Source organism: Cryobacterium sp. N22, assembly GCF_002929555.1.
In the GTDB taxonomy this organism is placed as follows: domain Bacteria; phylum Actinomycetota; class Actinomycetes; order Actinomycetales; family Microbacteriaceae; genus Cryobacterium.
The window spans coordinates 1-18,574 of sequence record NZ_PJJP01000034.1; the positions used below are offsets into that span (position 1 = coordinate 1).

Consider the following 18,574-nt stretch of genomic DNA (forward strand, 5'->3'; position numbering starts at 1 on the left):
ACGGGCGCGGCGGGTGTGACCGGCGTGACGGGGGCGGCCTGGGCCGGCGGGGTGCGGCGCACGGCGTCAACGGCCGGATCGGGCTCGACGCTCGGGGTGAGGCCCCAGCGGAAGCCGCCGGAGGCCGGCTCTGCCGGGGCAGTCGCGGCGGGAGCGGTGTCGCCGCCGGCCGGAACCGAATCCGCCGATGGAACCTGCGCGGCGGGCCGCTCGGGAACGGCCCGCTCGGCGGCGGGCGCGGGCGGAGCGGTGGGAGGGTCTGCGGGCGGTGCGACCGGAGGCACGACAACCGGCGCGACGGGGAGGGCGACGGTCGGGGCGGAGTCGGGACGAGCATCCGCTTCGGTGCCCGCGGCGGTATCGTCCGCGGCATCCTCGTCGGGCTCGGCGGCGGCCTCGTCGTCGTCGGCGTTCAGCTGAGCCGCGAGCCAGTCCAGGCCGAGGTCCTTGTCGTCGTTTCCGCCCTGCTCCGGCATCAGCTCAGTCCCAGGTCCTCGAGTCCGATGGCCGCGTAGTACGGGTAGCCGGCCGCTTCGATGATCTCGCGGGCCCCGGTGCTGCGGTCCACGACCACGGCGACGCCGGCGATGACGGCGCCCACCTTGAGCAGCGCCTCGATGGCGGCCAGCGGCGAGCCGCCGGTGGTGGAGGTGTCTTCGAGGACGATGACCCGCTTGCCGGCGAGCTCCGGGCCCTCGACCTGGCGGCCGCGGCCGTGGTCCTTGGGCTCCTTGCGCACGACGAAGGCGTCGTAGGCCAGCCCGCGGGCGGCACCCTGGTGCAGGATCGCCGTGGCGACGGGGTCGGCGCCCATGGTCATGCCGCCGACGGCCACGACATCGGGGATGTCCTTGATGAGGTCGATCATGACCTGGCCGATCAGCGGGGCGACCCTGTGGTCGAGGCTGACCTTGCGGAGGTCCACGTAGTACGTGGCCTTCTTGCCGCTGGTAAGGGTGAAGTCACCGTGGAAGACGGCGTCGGCCGAGATATAGTCGATGAGTTTTCTGCGGGTATCCATCACAGGGCTACTTTAGGCCAACACGCGCCCGCGCGCCCGGTGCACGATGCAGGCGTGCGCCGGACGGCGTGTTTTAGAAGCTGCGAACGAACTTCCGCACGGGAACACGACCGTAGCCATCCTTGTTCACGGCGACGACGGTGCCGACGACGGAGCCCACGGCGACCAGGGAGATGAGGAGCATGAAAACGAACACTGACGTGCCTTTCGAAGGAAGTGGATGGCCGGGTCACCCGGGCAGGAGCCCGGTAACCGACGTCTTCATCAGACCACCAACAACCATTCAGCACAATCACATTGTTTAGCAGTGACCATGTAGTCTGGCTTCATGGATGTTCAGCGCCTCGAACTGCTCCGCGAACTGGCCGAACGCGGCAGCGTGACCGCCGTGGCCCGGGCCACCCACCGCACCCCCTCGGCGGTTTCGCAGCAGCTGAAGGTCCTCGAGCGCGAGGCCGGCCTGCCGCTCACCGAACGCAGCGGGCGCGGGCTCGTGCTCACCGACGCGGGCCGCGCGCTGGCCGCGAGCGCGACGGACATCGCGGTGGCCCTGGAGCGCGCCACCGCGGTCTGGGACACCTTCCGCAACCGGGCCACCGGCGACGTGAGCCTGGTCACGTTTCCCACCGCCGGGCAGATGCTGCTGCCGGGGGCGCTGCAGGACCTCGCCGACCACGACGGCCTGGCGGTGCACTGCACCGACATGGACCCGGAACTCAGCGATTTTCCCGCACTCACGAGCGAATACGACATCGTGCTCGCCCACAGCATGCGCGGGCAGCACACCTGGGGCGGACGCGGCCTCACCTCGGTGCCCCTGATGACGGAGCCGCTGGACGTCGGCCTGCCCACCGGCCACCGGCTGGCCGGCCGGGTGTCCCTCGGCGCGAGCGACGTGGTCGGCGAGACCTGGATCGGCGTGCCGGTCGGCTACCCGTTCGGACGCATCCTGCACGACATCGAGCTGCAGACCGGCAGCCGCGCCCGGGTGACCCAGCGGTTCGCGGACATGCGGCTGATCGAATCGTTCATCATGGCCGGTCTCGGCATCGCCCTCGTCCCCCGGTACACGTCCAGCGGCGATCAGCCGGGCCGGATGGTGCTCAAGCCATTGCGGGGACTCGACGCCGAACGGCAGATCGTGGCGCTGATGCGCCCCGACCGGGCCGAGCGCCTGGCCGTGCGCACCGTCGTCGAGGCGTTGCGCGCCCGGGCGGCTCAGGTGCAGGCCGAGCACGCGGCGGCGGCGGCTGAGCCGGAAATCACCGCCAGATAGGGTGTGGGGAATGACGCGACGATCACGCCGAGCCGACCGGGGCACTGTCGCCGCGCGTTCGAAGACCGCCCGCCAGGGGCTCTCCCCTTCCGAGCTCAGGGCTCTTCGCCGGAGTCACCGGAACGGTTCCCGCCCGGTTTCCCTGCCCGCCGCTCCCATCATTGTGGCGAGCGCCTCCGCCCTCGCGGTGATCGCGGCATGGGTGGTGCTCGTCATCCGGCCTGGGGCGCCGGACTTTGCTGTCTTCACCCCCGTCGCTGCGGCGATCCTGCTCCTGGGCTACCTGTTCCAGATCTGCTGGGCGGTCTATGCGCTGCCCACGGCGCCGCTCTACACCCGGCTGACGATCACCGGCCATACTCCACCCCGGCATTCCTGGACCGTCTGGGTACTGCCGGCGACAGTGCCGCTTCTCGTGCTTGCGGTGATCACCCCGTGGAGCCTCCCCACCGATTCGTTCGTGCCGGGCATGCCCGTGGCGGGCGTGCTGGGCATGCACCTGCTGATCTTCACGATCGCCGCATTGACCTCCGTGCTCGTCTGGATGCTCCTGATCGCACCCATCGGGCTTTTTGCGGCGTCGTTGCTGCCGCACCGCTCGCCCGGCGGAAGCGTGTTCGGCCGACTGTCACCGGGCGAACAGCGCTGGACTGCGGCGATCCCCTTCAGCATCGTGGGATTTGCCGTGTCGATGCCCAACGTCTCCGACGAGGGCGGTAACCGGATCAGCCGGATGGTCTACGACTTCTGGGAGCTCATCACCCTGACCGGGGAACCACGGGCCGTCATCGCCAGCTGGGTCTTCATCGGCCTGGTGGTGTTCTTCGTCGCCGGACTCGCCAGGTCCACGCGTCGCGCTGCCGGTTAGGCTGACCGGATGGCTGACATCGAATGGACCCTACGCTGGGAGGCCGATCTCTCGGCCGACGACCACACCGCCCTCGCGGCCCTGTTCGCGCGTTACTTCCCGGAGGATCACGCCACCTTCACCGGCGCCCGCAGCTGGATGGGTGCCCGCCCTGAGGCCCGGGTGATCGCCTACGACAAGGGCCGGCCGGTCGCCCACCTCGGCTTCGTGCGGCGGATGCTGCGCCTGGAGTCCGGCGGGTCGCAACTGGTCGGCGATGTGGGCCTGGTCGGTGTCGATCCCGACTACCAGGGCACGGGCCTCGGTCGCCGGCTGCTCACCGAGGCGGCCGCGGCCCTGACCGGCCAGGGTCTGCCGTTCGGCTACCTCACCTGCGCCCCCGAGCTCGTCGCCTACTATGTCGGCGGCGGCTGGCAGCAGTCGCCCGGACAGGTGACCCGCATGATCGATACCAAGATGCGCCCGGAGACCTTCACCGGCCCCGCGATGGTGCTCCCGGTGTCGGCGCCGTTCAGCGAGTGGCCGACCGGGCACACGATCATCCGCGACGGCCTCGAGGTGTAGGCCCCGCCGACTGCCGACGGCTGCGACGTCAGAGCGCGCGCAGGGCGGTCAGGTACCGGTCCACCACCACGTCGACGAGCGCGGCCGGGGGGTCTTCGCCCTCGACAAGGAGGGGCGCGCTGACCACGTCCGCGCCCGCGTCGAGCGACCATCTGGCGAAGGTGCCCGGTGCCAGGAGATAGCTCGCGACGACCACGCGGGCATCCGGTGACTCGGTCCGCGCGGCGGCCACGGCATCCGCCAGGCTCGGCGTCGCGGCGGCGATGAAGGCGACGGTGACCGGCCGGCCCAGCAGGGCGGCGAGCTGCTCGCCCGCGGCGCGGCAGTCGGCCACGGCGTTCGCGTCGCTCGATCCGGCGGCGGCGAGGATCACCCGGTCTCCCGCGCCCAGGCCGCTCTGGGCCAGCCTGTCGGCGAGGATGCCGGTCAGCCGGCTGTCGGGTCCGAGCGCGGCGGTGACGGCGACCTGGCGCGGCTGGGCCTGGGCAACGGCGTTGGCGAGGTCGAACCGCACGTGATAGCCGGCGGACACCAGCAGCGGCACGAGAACGGCGGCCCGGCCGGGCTCGGCCGCGGCGAGGCAGTGCGGCACATCCGGCTGCTGCACGTCGATGAAACCGGCCGTGACGAGGGTGGCCGGGCTGATCGTGGTCAGCGCCAGGGTCACCGCGTCGACGAGGGCCAGCACCGCGCGCTGGGCAGCGGGATCCCGGGAGCCGTGGGAGGCGAGGAGGAGCAGCGGCGCGATCTCGCTCTGGGGTGCGTCGCTCATCACGCCGCGGCGCGGGCCGAGGCTTCCGGGACCAGCCGCACCCACACGGAGCCGGATTCGACCCGGGTCTCGAAGGTGCGCAGCGTGAGGTCGGCGGAGCTGAAGCACTCGCCGCTGGCCAGGTCGTACACCTGCTTGTGCAGCGGAGAGGCCAGCGTGTCCCGGTCGCCGTGCGAACCGACGATGCCCCGGCACATCACGAACGAGCCTGTCGCGGGGTCCTGGTTGGAGACGGCGTACACGGTTCCGTTGGGCATCCGCACCAGCGCGAGCTGCTCGCCGTCGACCATGGCCGCTTCTGCCCAAAGGGGTTCGAGCTGGGCGAGCTCGCAGACGGTCGCCCATCCGCTGGTCGCGTCGGCGCTTCGTGGTGCCGTGGTGTCTTGAGCTGTCAGCATGATGTCCTCGATTCCTGCGCCGGGCCAGTGGATGCGTTCGGCACCCCCTCAGATTACCCAAGCCGAGGGCGCGTTTTTCGGGACTAAGGACCCTCTTTAGGCGCGCGCGGGTATGGCTTACTTGAGAGACGCCATGAGGCGGCGCGACGGCGGACGACGCCGTCGGGAATATGCCACCTGATTGACCCCCGAGAGATGCCGTAATGACACTGAACACCCCCCTGCCGAAGACGATCGAATCAAACGGCACGCGCCGGGTCATCGTGATCGGAGGCGGTCCCGCCGCGCACAGGTTTGCCGAAGCCATGGTCGCCCGCGCCGAGGCCAACGGCGATTCCGCCCGGCCCGTGGACATCACCGTCATCGGCGAGGAGAATCACCTGCCCTACGACAGGGTGTCGCTCTCGCACCGCCTGAACGGTCCGGAGGACCTGACCCTGGGCGACCCGGTGTTCTGGCAGTCCGAGACCGTGCACTACCGCGGCGGCCGCCGCGTCACCGCCGTCGACCCCGCGGCCCAGACCGTCACCCTCGACAACGGTGACGCCCTCGTCTACGACGACCTGGTCTTCGCCACCGGATCGAGCGCCTTCGTTCCCCCGGTTCCCGGGGCCGACAAGGGGGTCGTCTACCGCACCATCGAAGACGTGGACTTCCTGGTCAGCGAGACCGCACGCCTGAAGGCGAAGTTCGGCCGGCCCGCGAACGTCACCGTGATCGGTGGCGGGTTGCTCGGACTCGAGGCCGCTGGTGGAGTGCAACGCCTCGGCGCGAACACCACGATCGTGGATGGCGCCACCTGGCTGATGCCCACCCAGCTCGACCAGGGTGCCGGCATGGCCCTCGGCCGCCTCATCGACGGCCAGGGCATCCACCTCGAACTCGGCCACCGCCCCACCGAGATCCTCACCGCCGAGACCGGCCAGGTGCTCGGGCTGACCCTCGACGACGGCCGCTCGCTCAATGCCGACCTGATCGTCTGGTCCATCGGCATCCGGGCCCGCGACGAACTCGCCCGCACCGCAGGCCTGGAGATCGGCCCGCGCGGCGGCATCGTGATCGGTGACGACTGCTCCAGCTCGGTGCCCGGCATCTGGGCCATCGGCGAGGTCGCCAGCTACGACGGCCAGTGCATCGGGCTCGTCGCACCGGCGAATGCGATGGCCGAGGTCGTCGCCGACAGGCTCAACGGCGGCCAGGCCCTGTTCCCCGGCATCGACGACGCCACCAAGCTCAAGCTGTCCGGAGTGGAAGTGGCCAGCTTCGGCGACGCCTTCGCCACCGGCGAGAGGGCCCTCGAGGTCGTCTATGCCGACCCGGCCCGCGGCCTGTACCAGAAGGTCGTCGTCTCCAGCGATGCGAAAACCCTGCTCGGCGGCATCTTCGTCGGCGACGCGTCCCCGTTCCTGTCGCTGCGTCCGCTGCTCGGCCGCGAGCTGCCCGCCGAGCCCGGAGCGTACCTGTCCGCCTCCGGCGCCGAGCTGCCGTCCAGCTCTGACATGCCCGACGACGCCCAGCTGTGCTCGTGCAACGACGTGTCGTTCGGCACCGTGCGCGCGGCCATCCGTGGTGACCATGGCGACCCGGTAACCGAGCTCGGCGCCCTGAAGGCCTGCACCAGGGCCGGTACCCAGTGCGGCTCCTGCGTGCCGCTGCTCAAGAAGGTGCTCGAAACCGAGCTGACCGCTGCCGGCCTCGAGATCTCCAAGGCGCTCTGCGAGCACATCTCCATCAGCCGCAGCGAACTCTTCGAATCGGTGCGGGTGCTGCAGCTCACCTCGTTCGACCAGATCATGGACCGCTTCGGCACCGGCCTCGGCTGCGACGTCTGCAAGCCCACCATCGCCTCGATCCTGGCCTCGCAGTCCTCCGCGTATATTCTGGATGCCGGCCGTGGCGGCCTGCAGGACACCAACGACCGTGCCCTCGGGAACATGCAGAAGGACGGCAGCTACTCGGTGATCCCCCGCATCCCCGGCGGTGAGATCACCCCGGAGAAGCTCATCGTGATCGGCGAGGTCGCCGCCGAATTCAACCTGTACACCAAGATCACCGGCGGCCAGCGGATCGCCCTGTTCGGCGCCCGGCTCGACCAGCTGCCCGACATCTGGCGCACCCTCGTGGATGCCGGCTTCGAATCCGGCCAGGCCTACGGCAAGAGCCTGCGCACGGCGAAGTCGTGTGTCGGATCGGCCTGGTGCCGCTTCGGCGTGCAGGATTCCGTGGCGCTGGCGATCACGCTGGAAAACCGGTACCGCGGGTTGCGTTCGCCGCACAAATTCAAGATCGGGGTCTCCGGCTGCGCTCGCGAGTGCGCCGAAGCCCGCGCCAAGGACATCGGCGTCATCGCCACCGAACTCGGCTGGAACCTCTACGTCGGCGGCAACGGCGGCTTCCAGCCTGTTCACGCCGTGCTGCTCGCGAAGGACCTCGACGAGGACACCCTCGTGACGTACATCGACCGGTACCTGATGTACTACATCCGCACCGCCGACCGGGTGCAGCGCACCGCTCGCTGGCAGGAAGAGATCGCGGGCGGCATCGACCACGTGCGCGACGTGGTCGTGAACGACTCGCTGGGCATCGCCGCCGACCTCGAAGCGGCCATGGCCTCGCACATCGACGTGTACGAAGACGAGTGGGCGGCGACCCTCGCCGACCCGGAGCGGCTGCGCCGGTTCCGGCCGTTCGTGAACGCCGACACCCCCGACCCGTCGCTCCTGCAGGTCATCGAGCGCGGCCAGCCGCGTCCGGCCCGGCCCGACGAGCGCGACGGCACCAGCGCCGCCGGCCCCGTGCACCTGGCCGGCGTCACCATCCCGGTGCGGCGCGTCGGCGACGACATCCCGGTCGCCTCGGCGATGGGCGCGGAGTAGCCCGTGACTCTCAACCTCGACTTCTCGGGGAAACGGGTGCTCGTCGTGGGCGGCGCCCACGCGTCACGCCGCGTCCTCGCGCGGTACCTGGCCTCGGGTGCGACGGTGTACCACCTGGCCGGGCCCGGCCCGCATTCGCCGGCCGGCCAGCCGGCGCCCGGGGTGCACACCCCGGTGTTTCCCCGGTCAGTGGGCGCGTGGGATGCACTCATCGGCGCGGTCGACCTGGTCGCCCTCGTGGAGACCACACCGCCCACCGACGCCGTGATCACCGCGGCGTGCGCCACGCACCGCACCTGGCTGAGCCGGGAAACCGCGGCGGCGACTGCACCCATCGGGTCGGTCACGCTCGTCGGCGGCGGCCCCGGCCTCGAACGCCTGCTCACGGTCGGCGCGCTCGCGGCACTGAACGCCGCCGACATCGTGTACTACGACCGACTGGGTCCCACCGACCGGCTCGAGGAGTGGGCGCCGGGCGCCGAGCACGTGGACGTCGGCAAAGCGCCGGGGCACCACGCGGTTCCGCAGCGTGACGCCGAACGGATGATGGTGGCCTCGGCCCTGGCCGGCCGCACCGTGGTGCGACTCAAGGGCGGCGACCCGTTCGTCTTCGGGCGCGGCGGCGAAGAGGTTCTCGCCTGCCGTGCCGCCGGCGTGCCCGTGACCGTGATCTCGGGCGTGACGAGCGCGATCGCCGTGCCGGCCGCCGCGGGCATCCCCGTGACGCACCGGGAGGTCAGTCACCTGTTCACGGTGATCTCCGGTCACGCACCGATCACCGATTCGGAGCTGACCCATCTGATCGGCCTCGGCGGCACCATCGTGGTGTTGATGGGCATCGGCACCCTGCAGCAGATGGCCGCGGGGCTTTCCAGGCTCGGGATGCGCACCGACATGCCCGTAGCGATCATCGAACGGGGATTCGCGCACGACCAGCGCTCGACCTTCGGCCGCCTCGACACCATCGGTGAGCTCGCGGCGCATGCCGGGGTGCGCTCCCCCGCCGTTGTGGTGATCGGCGACGTGGTGAGCCTGGCCGCGAACGGGGATGACGCTGCCGCCGACCTCCTGCGCGAGGCCGCCACCCTGACAGCCTGAGTTCGCCTCCTCCACTACCGGACGGGTTGCATAACTCCTGCAATTCGGCCGGTCGGTGCCGGTCGGGCAGCCCGGCCGGCGCAACGCGAAGGCGGCGATCCTGCCCTCGCCGGCTGCGCTGCCGTCGTGGGGCGAGAACCGCCGCCTTCCTCTGCCGCCTCCGCCCGGCCCCGGGCGGGAGGCGGTCAGGCTCTACCGTGCGACGCCCGGGTGCGACGCGACAGGGAGTCGACGATGACCGCGAGCAGCAGCACCGCGCCGGTGATCATGTACCGGATCGACGAGTCCAGGTTGAGCAGGGTGAGACCGCTGGAGATCGACTGGATCACCAGGATGCCCAGCAAGGCGGAGAACGCACTGCCGCGGCCGCCGAAGAGGCTGGCGCCGCCGATCACCGCCGCGGCGATGGCGTTGAGGTTGGTGTCGCCGCCGCCCGAGCCCTGGTTGGCCGCCGCCAGCCGCCCCGCGGCGAGGATGCCGCCGAGGGCCGCGAAGGTTGAGCAGAGCATGAACACCGAGAGGTACACCCCGGTGACGTTGATGCCCGAACGGCGGGCGGCCTCGACGTTGCCGCCGACGGCGTAGACGGACCGGCCCCAGCGGGTGCGGGTGAGGAAGAAGTTCACCACCACCACAATCACCAGGAACAACAGGAACATGGCGCCGACCCCGCGGGTCTGATTGAGGTACCAGGTCGGCACCCCGAGCACCAGCAGCAGGAACACGCTGCGCACCACGATCGACGTGGCCGGCACGGCGGAGAGCCCCGCCGCGGCCCGACGGTTCGCGGTGACGAACAGTTGCGCCGCATAGACCAGCGCCGTGAGCACCACCAGCACGTAGGAGAGCCAGTCGGGCAGGAACCACTGCTGGGCGAACTGCACGATCCAGGAGTCGAACGGGATGTTGATCGACCCCGTTGAGCCGAGCACCCACAACTGCAACCCCAGGAAGCCAAGCAAACCGGCCAGGGTGATCACGAAGCTCGGTACCCCGAACCGGGTGTACAGGAAGCCGTAGAGCAGCCCGATCGCCATACCCGTCAGCAATGAGGCCAGCAGGGACACCGGCAGGGGCCAACCCAGGTTGACGAAGCTGACCGCGAGGATGGCCGCCGACAGGCCGCTGACCGAACCGACCGACAGGTCGATCTCGCCCAACAGGAGCACCAGCACGATGCCGACGGAGATGGTGCCGACCGCCGCGCATTGCAGGGTGAGGTTGACCAGGTTGGTGCTTGAGAGGAAATTCGGGTTGAGCAGGGAGAACACCACCCAGATCACGATCAGGCCGATCACGACGGGCAGCGAACCGATGTCACCGGAACGCACCCGCCTGCCGAAGGCGCGCACCGTGCCGCCGATGCCGTGCGGCTGGATCAGGCGTTCGTCCTGCAGGTCGGCCGCAACGGCGGCCAGCCGAACCGTTTCGGTGGGCGGGGCGGTGTCGTCGGCTCCGGCCGACGGCGGGGTCGAAGTCGGGGTCGTCATGGCCGATCCTCCTCGGGGAGTGCGGTGTCGATAGGTTCGCTCGCCGCGGCCGCGGCGTCGGCGGAGTCCACCCGCGCCTGGGCGCGCCGCGTGACGGCGTTGTCGCTTGCGCCGGTGATCGCCGCGATGATGTCCTCATAGCTGACGTCGGCGACCCTGAACTCGCCGTTGTTTCTGCCCAGCCGCAGCACCACGATGCGGTCGGCGACGGCCTGCACATCCGCCATATTGTGACTGATCAGCACCACGGCCAGGCCGCGTTCGCGCAACCGTTCGATGAGGTTGAGCACCTCGGCCGTCTGGGCCACACCCAGGGCGGCGGTGGGTTCGTCGAGGATGACGATGCGCGGTTCGCCGATCAGCGACCGGGCGATCGCCACGGTCTGCCGCTGCCCGCCGGAGAGGGATGCGACCGGGATACGCACCGACGGGATCCGGGCGGAGAGCTGACGGAGCAGCCCCCAGGAGCGTTTCTCCATCTCGACCTCGTTGATGGTGCCGCGCCCGAGCTCGTGCCCGAGGTACAGGTTGGCGACCACGTCGAGGTTGTCGCAGAGCGCGAGGTCCTGGTAGACGGTTGCGATACCGAGGTTGTTGGAGTCCGCGGGGTTGTTGATCGATACCCGCTTGTCGCCCGACGTGATCGTGCCGCCGTCTTGTGGGTGCACCCCGGCCAGGATCTTGATCAGCGTGGACTTTCCGGCGCCGTTGTCACCGACCAGGGCGACCACCTCGCCGCTGTAAATGTCGAGGTCGATGGCAGTGAGAGCCTGCACGGCTCCGAAGTTCTTGTCGATTCCGCGAAGCGACAGCACCAGCTCGCTGGTATGTGTCTCGGGGGTGGAAAGCACAGTCATTGTGATTCCTCCTGCTGGGTGGAGCCGGCCGGGACCCGCAATCGTGGGTAGCGGTGCCCCGGCCGGCCGTTCGTGACTGTTCAGTTATGGCTATTCCGTGCGGCCGGGCGCAGTCGCACGTGCTATTGCAGCCCGGCGGCGGCGCACGCGTCGGCGTAGTCGGCCGTGCAGATCTGGTCGACCGTCCAGAAGCCGTCGTCGATCACGGTCTCCTGGATGTTGTCGACCGTGACCACCACCGGGGTGAGCAGGGTTGACGGGATGTCCTGAACAGTGGTGTCGGGTTCCGGCGTCTTACCCTGGGCCAGCTGATGGGCGACCTCTGCCGCAAGCTCGGCCTGCAGCTTGATCGCCTTGTAGACGGTCATGAACTGGTCCCCGGCGACGATGCGCTGGATGCCGGCGAGCTCAGCGTCCTGACCGGTGACCGGCGGCCATGGGTCGGTTCCGGCGGCCTTCATCGCGGCGATGGCGCCACCGGCGGTGCCGTCGTTGGCCGCGTACACGCCGGACATCTCGGTGCCGAACTGGGTGACCTGGCCGGCCGCCCACTCTTGGGCCTTGTCCGGACTCCAGTCTGGCGTGTCGAATTCGGCGAGAATCGGGATGCCGCTCGGGTCGATAACCGAGTGCGCGGCCTTCTTGAAGTCGGCTGCGTTGGCGTCGGTGGGCGACCCGTTGATCATGATCAGGCCCGTGGTTGTGCCGTCTGCCTTGAGCTTGTCGACAAGTGCCGTGGCCTGCAGAACCCCCACCTTCTCGTTGTCGAACGAGATGTAGTAGGAGACTTTGTCGCTCTTGATGAAGCGGTCGTAGGCGATCACGGGCACATCCTGCGCGGCGGCAGCCTCGACGATGGTTACGGCGGCCGTGCCGTCAACGGGGTCGAGCACCAGCACCTTGATCCCCTCGGTGAGCGCCGATTCAGCCTGCTGTAGCTGTTTGTCGGCATCCTGGGCGGCGTTGGCGTAGACAACCTCGTAGTTGCCGAGCGAGGTGATCTTGTCTTCAAACAAGGGTCGGTCGAACGCTTCGTACCGGGCGGTCTTGGTTTCGGGTAGAAGTAGGCCGATTTTGATAGTGTCGCCGGAGCCGTCGGTGCTGTCGGAGTCGGAACCGGACGGGGAACAGGCGGCAAGGGCGCCTGATATCGCGAGTGCTGCAATTGCCAGGAGCGCGAACCTCTTCCTGGGTTTGCTCATGATGAATGCCTCCTACTGTGACCACCCTCGTTGGCGGTGTAACGAGCATGGCCCCGGTGCCAAATGCCGTCAAGGCTTGAACTCAAGAGGCCAGACCGCCCCTTTCGGGCGATATTTGCGGGGCCAAACCGGGCAGGATTCCACCGATCCCCGGCAGGATATCGGGGGCCGGGGCGGCCGCCACGGTGCGGACGGTGTCTTCGGCCCGGCCCGCCGTGATCTGGGCCCGATCGATGGCGAAAAGCACCGCACCGAGCAGCTCGGCCCGCTCGCCCAGCTCGCCCTTGACCACCTCGGGAACCCCGGATGGCGTGGCCAGGGTGGACCTTTCCAGAGCGTGCCGCAGCGGGCTGAGCAGCATCTCGCCGGCTTCGGCCAGCTCGCCGCCGACCACGATGCGGTGCGGGTCGACGAGGTTGCTCAGGCCCGCGAGCGCGATACCCAGGTGCCGGCCGGCGTCGGCGATCACCCGGCGGGCCAGGGCCTCGCCGGCGTCGGCGCGCAGCACGATGTCGCGCAGCTTCACCTCGCCGTGGCTGCCGGGGAACTTCGCGGCCAGCGCGGGGGCCCCCACCAGGGTTTCCAGGCAGCCGCGGTTGCCGCACCGGCAGACCAGTCCCTGCTCGTCGAGGGTGAGGTGGCCGATCTCGCCGGCCTTGCCGCTGCCGCCGCGGTAGACCCGGCCGTCCACGATCAGCCCGGCGCCCACGCCGTGCGACAGGCGCAGGTAGGCCGCCTGCCGGATGCCCTGGGCCGCGCCAATACGGTACTCGGCGAGCGCACCGAGGTTGGCCTCGTTGTCGACGAACACCGGGCGGTGCAGCCGGGACTCGAGTTCCTCAGCGACGGGCACCCCGTCCCAGCCGCGCAGCAGGCCGGGGGTGGCGATGAGGCCGGTGCGCGGGTCGACCGGAGCGGCCAGGCCCACCCCCACCGCGAGCACTTCGTCGAGGCCGGCACCGACCGACTCGGTCATGTCCCGGATGAGCAGCATCACCCTGTCGAGTTCGCTGTCGGCGCGGTGGTCGCGGGCCAGCGGCAGCATCCGCTCGGCCAGCACCTGGTGGCCGGCATCGGCCAGCGCCAGCCGCAGCTGCCGGTTCGCCACGTGCAGGCCCACCACCAGGCCCACCTCCCGGGCGAGGGTGACCCGCACCGCGCGGCGGCCGCTGCGCGAGGTCGGGGTGGTCGCCAGCACCCCGGCGGCGGCCTGCTCCTTGACGATGTTGGACACCGTGGCCGGCGACAGCCCGGTGACCGCGGCCAGTTCCACCTGGGTGAGGGCGCCATGGTGCGTGATCGCGTCAAGAATGCGGGCGCGGTTGGCCTCACGCAGGGACGACTGCGACCCGGGATTGCGGCGGCTGCTCACAGGACACACGATAGTGCCGGGCGAGGTGTTCGCGAGGAACTGCACCTCGTTATAAGGAAAAAGTGACCTTACAAGGACGGGATTGGACACCGGGTCCTTGTTTGCGGCCCTTGTCCTTATAGACGCGCGTCGCTGGTCAGTTCAGACGTAGTCGCCGGAGCCCTGCTCGGGGACTTCCCAACGACCTTCGGGGGTCCGCACGCCCCGCATGGAGCCGAACATCATGTCGGTCATCCCGGTCGGGTCACCGCCGCACCGCACGAAGTCCTCCCGCCGCCGCCGTCCGGACCGCAACGTGCTGCGAACACTCCACAGGAGCGCCAGGGACGCTCCGATCAGAGCGGCAACCAGGTAAATCCAGTCCTCGGCCGGGTCGAACAAGACGACAACGAAGGCAGCGGCGCTGGCCCCGGCCCCGATGGCGAGCACAAAGCCCACGACCATCGCTCCGCGCAGCGACGCGTCGCTCGGCCGGTCGATGTGCACGAACTTGTCCGGGTCGACGGGTGTGTACCCGCCCCTCACGCGGCGCCCGGTGGGCTCGGTCATCTCGTCACGGCCTTTCGAATGGAGGGACCACCCCATCCAAGCAGGAAACACGACGCAATCAGGTCCAGCGTTAGCGCACGGCGTGAGCGAGAGCCCCGCCCAGCCACTGCTCGACCTCACGCTGCGATCGCAGCCTCACCACGACGAGGTGCGGATGCTGGAGTTCCACCAGCGGCACCCGCTCCTCGTAGTTCCGCCGGGTCGAGATCGCCCATCGCACGATGTGCTCACGGTTGGTGAGCAGCGTGCGGAACGGTGGCTCGACGTTGCCGTTCCACAACTCCTCCCGGCGAACCCGGCGACGGACGGTACGGCGGATCACCCGGGGAAGCGTCACTCGCAGGAATGGCAGATCGAGCCACACGAGCAGATCGGCACGCTCGGCAAGCACCTCACGGGCGGCGCTGTACTGCCATTCGGTCGTCCACGACTCCGCGGCGATGAAGGCTCGTACATCGTCGGCGAATTCTGGCCGAGGAACCCAATTCGGGCCGTGGAACAGCCCGTCGATCTCCGTGTGCGGACCCCCGGTGAGCACGGCGATTCGCGCGGCCAGGGTGGTCTTGCCCGTGCCGGACACCCCAGCGACAAGGACGCGGCGGGGACGATGAGGAAGGGCGCCGTCGGAGGAGAGCATCGACCCAGTGTAAACACGGCCGGTCACGCCCGAGGCTAATCTGCCACGGCGCTTAGACCGCGTCGCTCACGAGCTGCCCGAGGCGCGCGATTGTCTCCTCATTGCGACGGTAGTGCGACCACTGCCCAACCCGGGTGCACGTCACGAGGTTCGCTCGCTGCAGAGTCGCCATGAACTGAGAGGCGGTTGATTGGGAAACGTTCGCGCGGGCCTGAATGTGCTTCAGGCACACCCCGACGTCCTCGGCCGGCTGGTCCTGCGGAGGAAACGAAGCCGGGTCCTTGAGCCAGCCGAGGATCGCGAGACGCGTGGGGTGCCCCAACGCCTTGAACGCTGGAACGAGGTCATCGAGAGGGTCTGGCACTCCACCAGAGTACAGCTAAATCGTAAAATCGCGATGATGTGCTAAACATGCATCGGTAAATAACGATTTAACGATTGGAAGCGATATGACCCAGAGGACAGCGCTCGTTGTCGGGGCCCACGGAGTCATCGGCGGGAACCTCATCACCCACCTTCAGAGCCTCGGCGGCTGGGACGTCATCGGGCTCTCCCGACGCGGCGGAGTCGATGGTGGAGCCGTGCGGCACGTCGCCGTCGATCTCCTGCAGGCTGACGAAACTGCTGGCGCCCTGGCCCGCGTCCCGGGCATCTCGGCCGTCACCCACATCTTTTATGCGGCCTATCAGGACCGAGCCACGTGGGCCGAGCTGGTGCCGCCCAACCTGGCGATGCTGACCAACATCGTCGACGCCGTGGAGCCCCTCGCACCGCACCTCGAACACATCAGCCTCATGCAGGGCTACAAGGTCTATGGCGCTCACCTGGGCCCCTTCCCGACACCCGCACGCGAGGATGACCCGCCCCACATGCCGCCCGAGTTCAACGTCGACCAGCAGCAATTCCTCGAGCGGCGGCAGGTGGGCTCCTCCTGGACCTGGTCCGCACTCCGACCCTCGGTTGTGGCCGGCATCGGCCTCGGCAACCCGATGAACCTGGCCATGGTTATCGCCATCTACGCCTCGATGAGCAAGGAGCTCGGCATCCCGCTGCGGTTCCCCGGCAAGCCCGGCGCCTACACGGCCCTGATCGAGATGACCGACGCCGACCTTCTGGCGGCCGCGACGGTGTGGGCCGCCACCAACACTGGCAGTGCCAATCAGGCCTACAACATCACCAACGGCGATGTTTTCCGGTGGAGCCGGATGTGGCCCAAGATCGCGGCGTTCTTCGAACTCGATGTGGCCCCGCCCCTGCCCATGCAGCTCACCGAGATCATGGCCGACAAGAACGACCTGTGGGACAACCTGGTAGCGGCCCACGGACTCCAGCCCACGCCGTACTCGGTAGTCTCGTCCTGGCAGTTCGGCGACTTCGTGTTCGGCTGGGACTACGACGTCATCGCCGACAGCTCCAAGGCGCGGCGAGCCGGCTTCCACCAGTACGTCGAGACCGAGGAGATGTTCCTCCGAATCTTCCAGAGCCTCCGCGATCAGAGGCTCATCCCCTAAGGGCGGGCACCACACGACCCAGGGTGACGGCATTCGCTGCGGCTTCCGTTCCGTCCTGCACAGATCTGCCGAGCACTGTTCGAAGGTCATCGTTGCCTTGAGCGAGAAAGCCGTGTCGCACTGCCGTGTAGATGGACATCAGCATCGAGGGCTGAAATGGTTTCAGTCCGGCTCCGAGAAGCTCGGCACGGCGGTCCTCGAGCGACGTCGTCACCACGGCAACGCCCAGGCGCTGGGCCACTGCGGCTGCGCTGACGGGAGTCCCGACCAGATCGTACGTTCGGCTGGAGTGCCGTGCAGCGTCGGCGGCAACGATTGCGGCGGCATCTGCCAGATCGTGGCGAGTGGCCGCGGCGAGGGATCCTGGCCCGAACGCCGATAACAGCCCCTCGGGCGACCAGGTGAGGAGCGAACCGAACAGCTCGGCGTAGAGACCATTTCGGAGCACGGTCCACGACATCGAGCTGTTCCGGAGGCGGCGTTCGGTCCACCGGTGAGCCAGCGCAAACGCGAGATGATCCCCCGCGGTTGTGACGCTGGTGTAGATGACATGCTGAACGCCGTCCCGCTCCGCCGCCGCAATGGCCGCGTCATGCCGGGCAATCACCACGTCGTCCTCGGCTTCCCCAGCCGAGACCAAGACCAGGGTGTCCACCTGAGAGAAATCGATAGTTGCGGGTTGGTCGAAGTCGATCCGCCGGCCGGGCGCCCCTCCGGCGCGGCTGCTACCGACCGCCTCGTGGCCCGAATTGATGAGTGAGGCAAGGATCGCCCCACCGAGTTGACCCGATGCGCCGGTCACGAGAATCATGTGTGCCTTTCGTGGTTCTGTTCAGTAACTACGATTGATCGTGTCCGACCGGCGGGGAGCCCACAAGGAGGCAGTTTCGTGTCAGTGACGCACACCGAAGTAACCGCATTGCTGGATCCCTGCGGCAAGGCGGAGCATCCCGACTGCGGAATCCGCGATGTCCTCGACCGCGTCGGTGACAAGTGGTCGGTGCTTGTGATCGTTCAGCTCGCAAGCGGCGTCCACCGGTTCCGCGAGTTGCAGAGAGCCATCGACGGCATTTCGCAAAGGATGCTGACCCTCACCGTGCGCCGGCTGGAGCGCGACGGTCTCGTCACCCGCACCGTCTACGCCACAGTTCCGGCCCAGGTCTCCTACGAGCTCACGCGGACCGGCGAGAGCCTGACCCACCTCGTGAAGGCCTTGGCCGACTGGTCACTCGAACAACGCCCGGCCATTGCCGAAGCCCGCCACCACTACGACACAGCTCACCCCGGCCACGAGATCCGATAGGAGATCTGAGCTAGCGGCCTCCGGCTATGTCCAGGATGCTTCCGGTGCAGTAGCTTGCATCGTCGCCGAGCAGCCAGATGATCGCGGCTGCGACTTCCGCGGGATGTCCGGCTCGTTGCATCGGAATGGCAGGGGCCATGTCCTGCGCCCGGTCCGGTCGACCGTTTCGACCGTGCATTTCCGTGTCGATGATTCCGGGCCGAACGACGTTCACCCGAATGCCCTCATTGGCGACTTCACGTGACAAGCCGATGCCGAGAGTGTCGATTGCACCTTTCGATGCGGCGTAGTCCACGTACTCGCCGGGCGCCCCCAGCCGACTCGCCGCTGATGACACCAGAACGATGCCTCCGCCCGCGCCCCCGTGGAGTGTGGACATCCGCCGTACCGCATGCCCGCAAGCAAGCAATGGGCCCGCGACGTTGACCGCGAGTATTTCGGCGATGCGTGCAGCGGTGAGCTCATCAACTCTGGACTGTGAGGCTGCGACTCCGGCATTGGCGACGAACGCCGTTACCCTGCCGAGTTTGTCGGCGGCCTCGAACATCGCCGCTATGTCGTCCTCGCTCGCCATGTCTGCTCGGATGGAGGACGCCAGACGGCCGGCCGTCTGAATCGTCTCGACGACTGTGGCGGCTGCCTGCTCATCTCGTTGATAGGTGAGGAGCACTGACCAGCCCGCATGTGCCGCGGCAATCGCGGCGGCGGCACCGATTCCACGGCTCCCACCCGTGATGACTGCAACGCCGCGGGCCCCTGGGTCTGTATTCATCCCACCAG

Annotated in this window: 20 protein-coding genes and 1 pseudogene; 7 read left to right on the forward strand and 14 right to left on the reverse strand. The window is 68.7% G+C overall.

The features are described 5' to 3' along the window. The 3 genes and pseudogenes from CXY76_RS09180 to CXY76_RS19745 all read right to left on the reverse strand — a co-directional run. A pseudogene (locus CXY76_RS09180) lies at window positions 1-476 on the reverse strand (hypothetical protein); the annotation flags it as partial. Then, window positions 476-1,021 (reverse strand): orotate phosphoribosyltransferase, encoded by a 546-nt coding sequence (gene pyrE / locus CXY76_RS09185; RefSeq protein WP_199190252.1) that lies wholly within the window; start codon window positions 1,019-1,021, stop codon window positions 476-478. The pseudogene CXY76_RS09180 and the gene pyrE, both read right to left, overlap by 1 nt. Window positions 1,022-1,094: 73 nt before the next feature. Beyond that, the gene (locus CXY76_RS19745) at window positions 1,095-1,217 is read right to left on the reverse strand and encodes a hypothetical protein (protein ID WP_255408472.1); all 123 of its coding nucleotides are present in this window, start codon (window positions 1,215-1,217) and stop codon (window positions 1,095-1,097) included. A gap of 132 nt (window positions 1,218-1,349) precedes the next feature. Here CXY76_RS19745 and CXY76_RS09190 point away from each other — a divergent pair, with 132 nt between their 5' ends. From CXY76_RS09190 to CXY76_RS09200, 3 genes are read left to right on the forward strand one after another with little or no spacing between them, the layout of a single operon-like run. Continuing rightward, window positions 1,350-2,297, forward strand: coding sequence for a LysR family transcriptional regulator (locus CXY76_RS09190; protein ID WP_104163940.1), 948 nt, complete (start codon window positions 1,350-1,352; stop codon window positions 2,295-2,297). Window positions 2,298-2,307: 10 nt separating this feature from the next. Next, window positions 2,308-3,165 carry a hypothetical protein gene (locus CXY76_RS09195; RefSeq protein ID WP_146073418.1) on the forward strand — a complete coding sequence of 286 codons (858 nt, stop codon included), beginning with the start codon at window positions 2,308-2,310 and terminating at the stop codon, window positions 3,163-3,165. Between the two features lie 9 nt (window positions 3,166-3,174). Then, a complete protein-coding gene (locus CXY76_RS09200) occupies window positions 3,175-3,729 on the forward strand; it encodes a GNAT family N-acetyltransferase (protein WP_104163942.1) in 555 nt (184 codons plus the stop codon). Between the two features lie 28 nt (window positions 3,730-3,757). Here the strand turns inward: CXY76_RS09200 and CXY76_RS09205 are convergent, their stop codons facing one another. Continuing rightward, window positions 3,758-4,501, reverse strand: coding sequence for a sirohydrochlorin chelatase (locus tag CXY76_RS09205; RefSeq protein WP_104163943.1), 744 nt, complete (start codon window positions 4,499-4,501; stop codon window positions 3,758-3,760). Next, complete coding sequence (gene nirD / locus CXY76_RS09210; RefSeq protein ID WP_104163944.1) at window positions 4,501-4,899, reverse strand: nitrite reductase small subunit NirD; 399 nt, start codon at window positions 4,897-4,899, stop codon at window positions 4,501-4,503. The genes CXY76_RS09205 and nirD overlap by 1 nt, the downstream gene beginning before the upstream one ends. A gap of 203 nt (window positions 4,900-5,102) precedes the next feature. On the opposite strand from nirD, the gene nirB reads away from it, so the two are divergent. Together nirB and cobA are read left to right on the forward strand one after the other, a co-directional pair. Next, window positions 5,103-7,775, forward strand: coding sequence for a nitrite reductase large subunit NirB (nirB, locus tag CXY76_RS09215; protein WP_104163945.1), 2,673 nt, complete (start codon window positions 5,103-5,105; stop codon window positions 7,773-7,775). Between the two features lie 3 nt (window positions 7,776-7,778). Further along, window positions 7,779-8,873: a uroporphyrinogen-III C-methyltransferase gene (cobA, locus tag CXY76_RS09220; protein WP_104163946.1), complete on the forward strand. Its 1,095-nt coding sequence runs from the start codon at window positions 7,779-7,781 to the stop codon at window positions 8,871-8,873. Window positions 8,874-9,058: 185 nt separating this feature from the next. Here the strand turns inward: cobA and CXY76_RS09225 are convergent, their stop codons facing one another. The 7 genes from CXY76_RS09225 to CXY76_RS09255 all read right to left on the reverse strand — a co-directional run bounded on the left by CXY76_RS09225 (window position 9,059) and on the right by CXY76_RS09255 (window position 15,344). Continuing rightward, window positions 9,059-10,363: a sugar ABC transporter permease gene (locus tag CXY76_RS09225; RefSeq protein ID WP_104163947.1), complete on the reverse strand. Its 1,305-nt coding sequence runs from the start codon at window positions 10,361-10,363 to the stop codon at window positions 9,059-9,061. After that, window positions 10,360-11,220, reverse strand: a complete 861-nt coding sequence (locus CXY76_RS09230) for an ATP-binding cassette domain-containing protein (protein WP_104163948.1) — start codon at window positions 11,218-11,220, stop codon at window positions 10,360-10,362. Before CXY76_RS09230 ends, CXY76_RS09225 begins: the two co-directional genes overlap by 4 nt. Before the next feature lie 122 nt (window positions 11,221-11,342). Next, window positions 11,343-12,422 carry a sugar ABC transporter substrate-binding protein gene (locus CXY76_RS09235; RefSeq protein WP_104163949.1) on the reverse strand — a complete coding sequence of 360 codons (1,080 nt, stop codon included), beginning with the start codon at window positions 12,420-12,422 and terminating at the stop codon, window positions 11,343-11,345. Between the two features lie 82 nt (window positions 12,423-12,504). Continuing rightward, window positions 12,505-13,794 (reverse strand): ROK family transcriptional regulator, encoded by a 1,290-nt coding sequence (locus tag CXY76_RS09240; protein WP_104164127.1) that lies wholly within the window; start codon window positions 13,792-13,794, stop codon window positions 12,505-12,507. A gap of 141 nt (window positions 13,795-13,935) precedes the next feature. Then, on the reverse strand, window positions 13,936-14,343 hold the full coding sequence (locus CXY76_RS09245) for a hypothetical protein (RefSeq protein ID WP_104163950.1): 408 nt from the start codon (window positions 14,341-14,343) through the stop codon (window positions 13,936-13,938). 70 nt (window positions 14,344-14,413) lie between these two features. Then, on the reverse strand, window positions 14,414-14,980 hold the full coding sequence (locus CXY76_RS09250; protein WP_104163951.1) for an AAA family ATPase: 567 nt from the start codon (window positions 14,978-14,980) through the stop codon (window positions 14,414-14,416). A gap of 52 nt (window positions 14,981-15,032) precedes the next feature. Further along, window positions 15,033-15,344 carry a helix-turn-helix transcriptional regulator gene (locus tag CXY76_RS09255; RefSeq protein ID WP_104163952.1) on the reverse strand — a complete coding sequence of 104 codons (312 nt, stop codon included), beginning with the start codon at window positions 15,342-15,344 and terminating at the stop codon, window positions 15,033-15,035. 85 nt (window positions 15,345-15,429) lie between these two features. On the opposite strand from CXY76_RS09255, the gene CXY76_RS09260 reads away from it, so the two are divergent. After that, entirely contained in the window at window positions 15,430-16,491 is a 1,062-nt protein-coding gene (locus tag CXY76_RS09260; protein WP_104163953.1) for an SDR family oxidoreductase, read from the forward strand. Here CXY76_RS09260 and CXY76_RS09265 read toward each other — a convergent pair. Then, window positions 16,481-17,302: an NAD-dependent epimerase/dehydratase family protein gene (locus CXY76_RS09265; protein WP_199190253.1), complete on the reverse strand. Its 822-nt coding sequence runs from the start codon at window positions 17,300-17,302 to the stop codon at window positions 16,481-16,483. The genes CXY76_RS09260 and CXY76_RS09265 overlap by 11 nt on opposite strands. Window positions 17,303-17,380: 78 nt before the next feature. Between CXY76_RS09265 and CXY76_RS09270 the strand changes: the two genes are divergently transcribed. Continuing rightward, a complete protein-coding gene (locus tag CXY76_RS09270; RefSeq protein WP_104163954.1) occupies window positions 17,381-17,794 on the forward strand; it encodes a helix-turn-helix domain-containing protein in 414 nt (137 codons plus the stop codon). Between the two features lie 10 nt (window positions 17,795-17,804). Here the strand turns inward: CXY76_RS09270 and CXY76_RS09275 are convergent, their stop codons facing one another. Beyond that, window positions 17,805-18,566 (reverse strand): SDR family oxidoreductase, encoded by a 762-nt coding sequence (locus CXY76_RS09275; protein ID WP_104163955.1) that lies wholly within the window; start codon window positions 18,564-18,566, stop codon window positions 17,805-17,807. Window positions 18,567-18,574 lie beyond the last annotated feature (8 nt).

Coding starts and splice junctions, on each gene's coding strand:
- pyrE (WP_199190252.1), bottom strand. CDS start 1,021: ATGGATACCCGCAGAAAACTCATCGACTATATCTCGGCCGACGCCGTC.
- CXY76_RS09190 (WP_104163940.1), top strand. CDS start 1,350: ATGGATGTTCAGCGCCTCGAACTGCTCCGCGAACTGGCCGAACGCGGC.
- CXY76_RS09195 (WP_146073418.1), top strand. CDS start 2,308: ATGACGCGACGATCACGCCGAGCCGACCGGGGCACTGTCGCCGCGCGT.
- CXY76_RS09200 (WP_104163942.1), top strand. CDS start 3,175: ATGGCTGACATCGAATGGACCCTACGCTGGGAGGCCGATCTCTCGGCC.
- CXY76_RS09205 (WP_104163943.1), bottom strand. CDS start 4,501: ATGAGCGACGCACCCCAGAGCGAGATCGCGCCGCTGCTCCTCCTCGCC.
- nirD (WP_104163944.1), bottom strand. CDS start 4,899: ATGCTGACAGCTCAAGACACCACGGCACCACGAAGCGCCGACGCGACC.
- nirB (WP_104163945.1), top strand. CDS start 5,103: ATGACACTGAACACCCCCCTGCCGAAGACGATCGAATCAAACGGCACG.
- CXY76_RS09225 (WP_104163947.1), bottom strand. CDS start 10,363: ATGACGACCCCGACTTCGACCCCGCCGTCGGCCGGAGCCGACGACACC.
- CXY76_RS09230 (WP_104163948.1), bottom strand. CDS start 11,220: ATGACTGTGCTTTCCACCCCCGAGACACATACCAGCGAGCTGGTGCTG.
- CXY76_RS09235 (WP_104163949.1), bottom strand. CDS start 12,422: ATGAGCAAACCCAGGAAGAGGTTCGCGCTCCTGGCAATTGCAGCACTC.
- CXY76_RS09245 (WP_104163950.1), bottom strand. CDS start 14,343: ATGACCGAGCCCACCGGGCGCCGCGTGAGGGGCGGGTACACACCCGTC.
- CXY76_RS09250 (WP_104163951.1), bottom strand. CDS start 14,980: ATGCTCTCCTCCGACGGCGCCCTTCCTCATCGTCCCCGCCGCGTCCTT.
- CXY76_RS09260 (WP_104163953.1), top strand. CDS start 15,430: ATGACCCAGAGGACAGCGCTCGTTGTCGGGGCCCACGGAGTCATCGGC.
- CXY76_RS09265 (WP_199190253.1), bottom strand. CDS start 17,302: ATGATTCTCGTGACCGGCGCATCGGGTCAACTCGGTGGGGCGATCCTT.
- CXY76_RS09275 (WP_104163955.1), bottom strand. CDS start 18,566: ATGAATACAGACCCAGGGGCCCGCGGCGTTGCAGTCATCACGGGTGGG.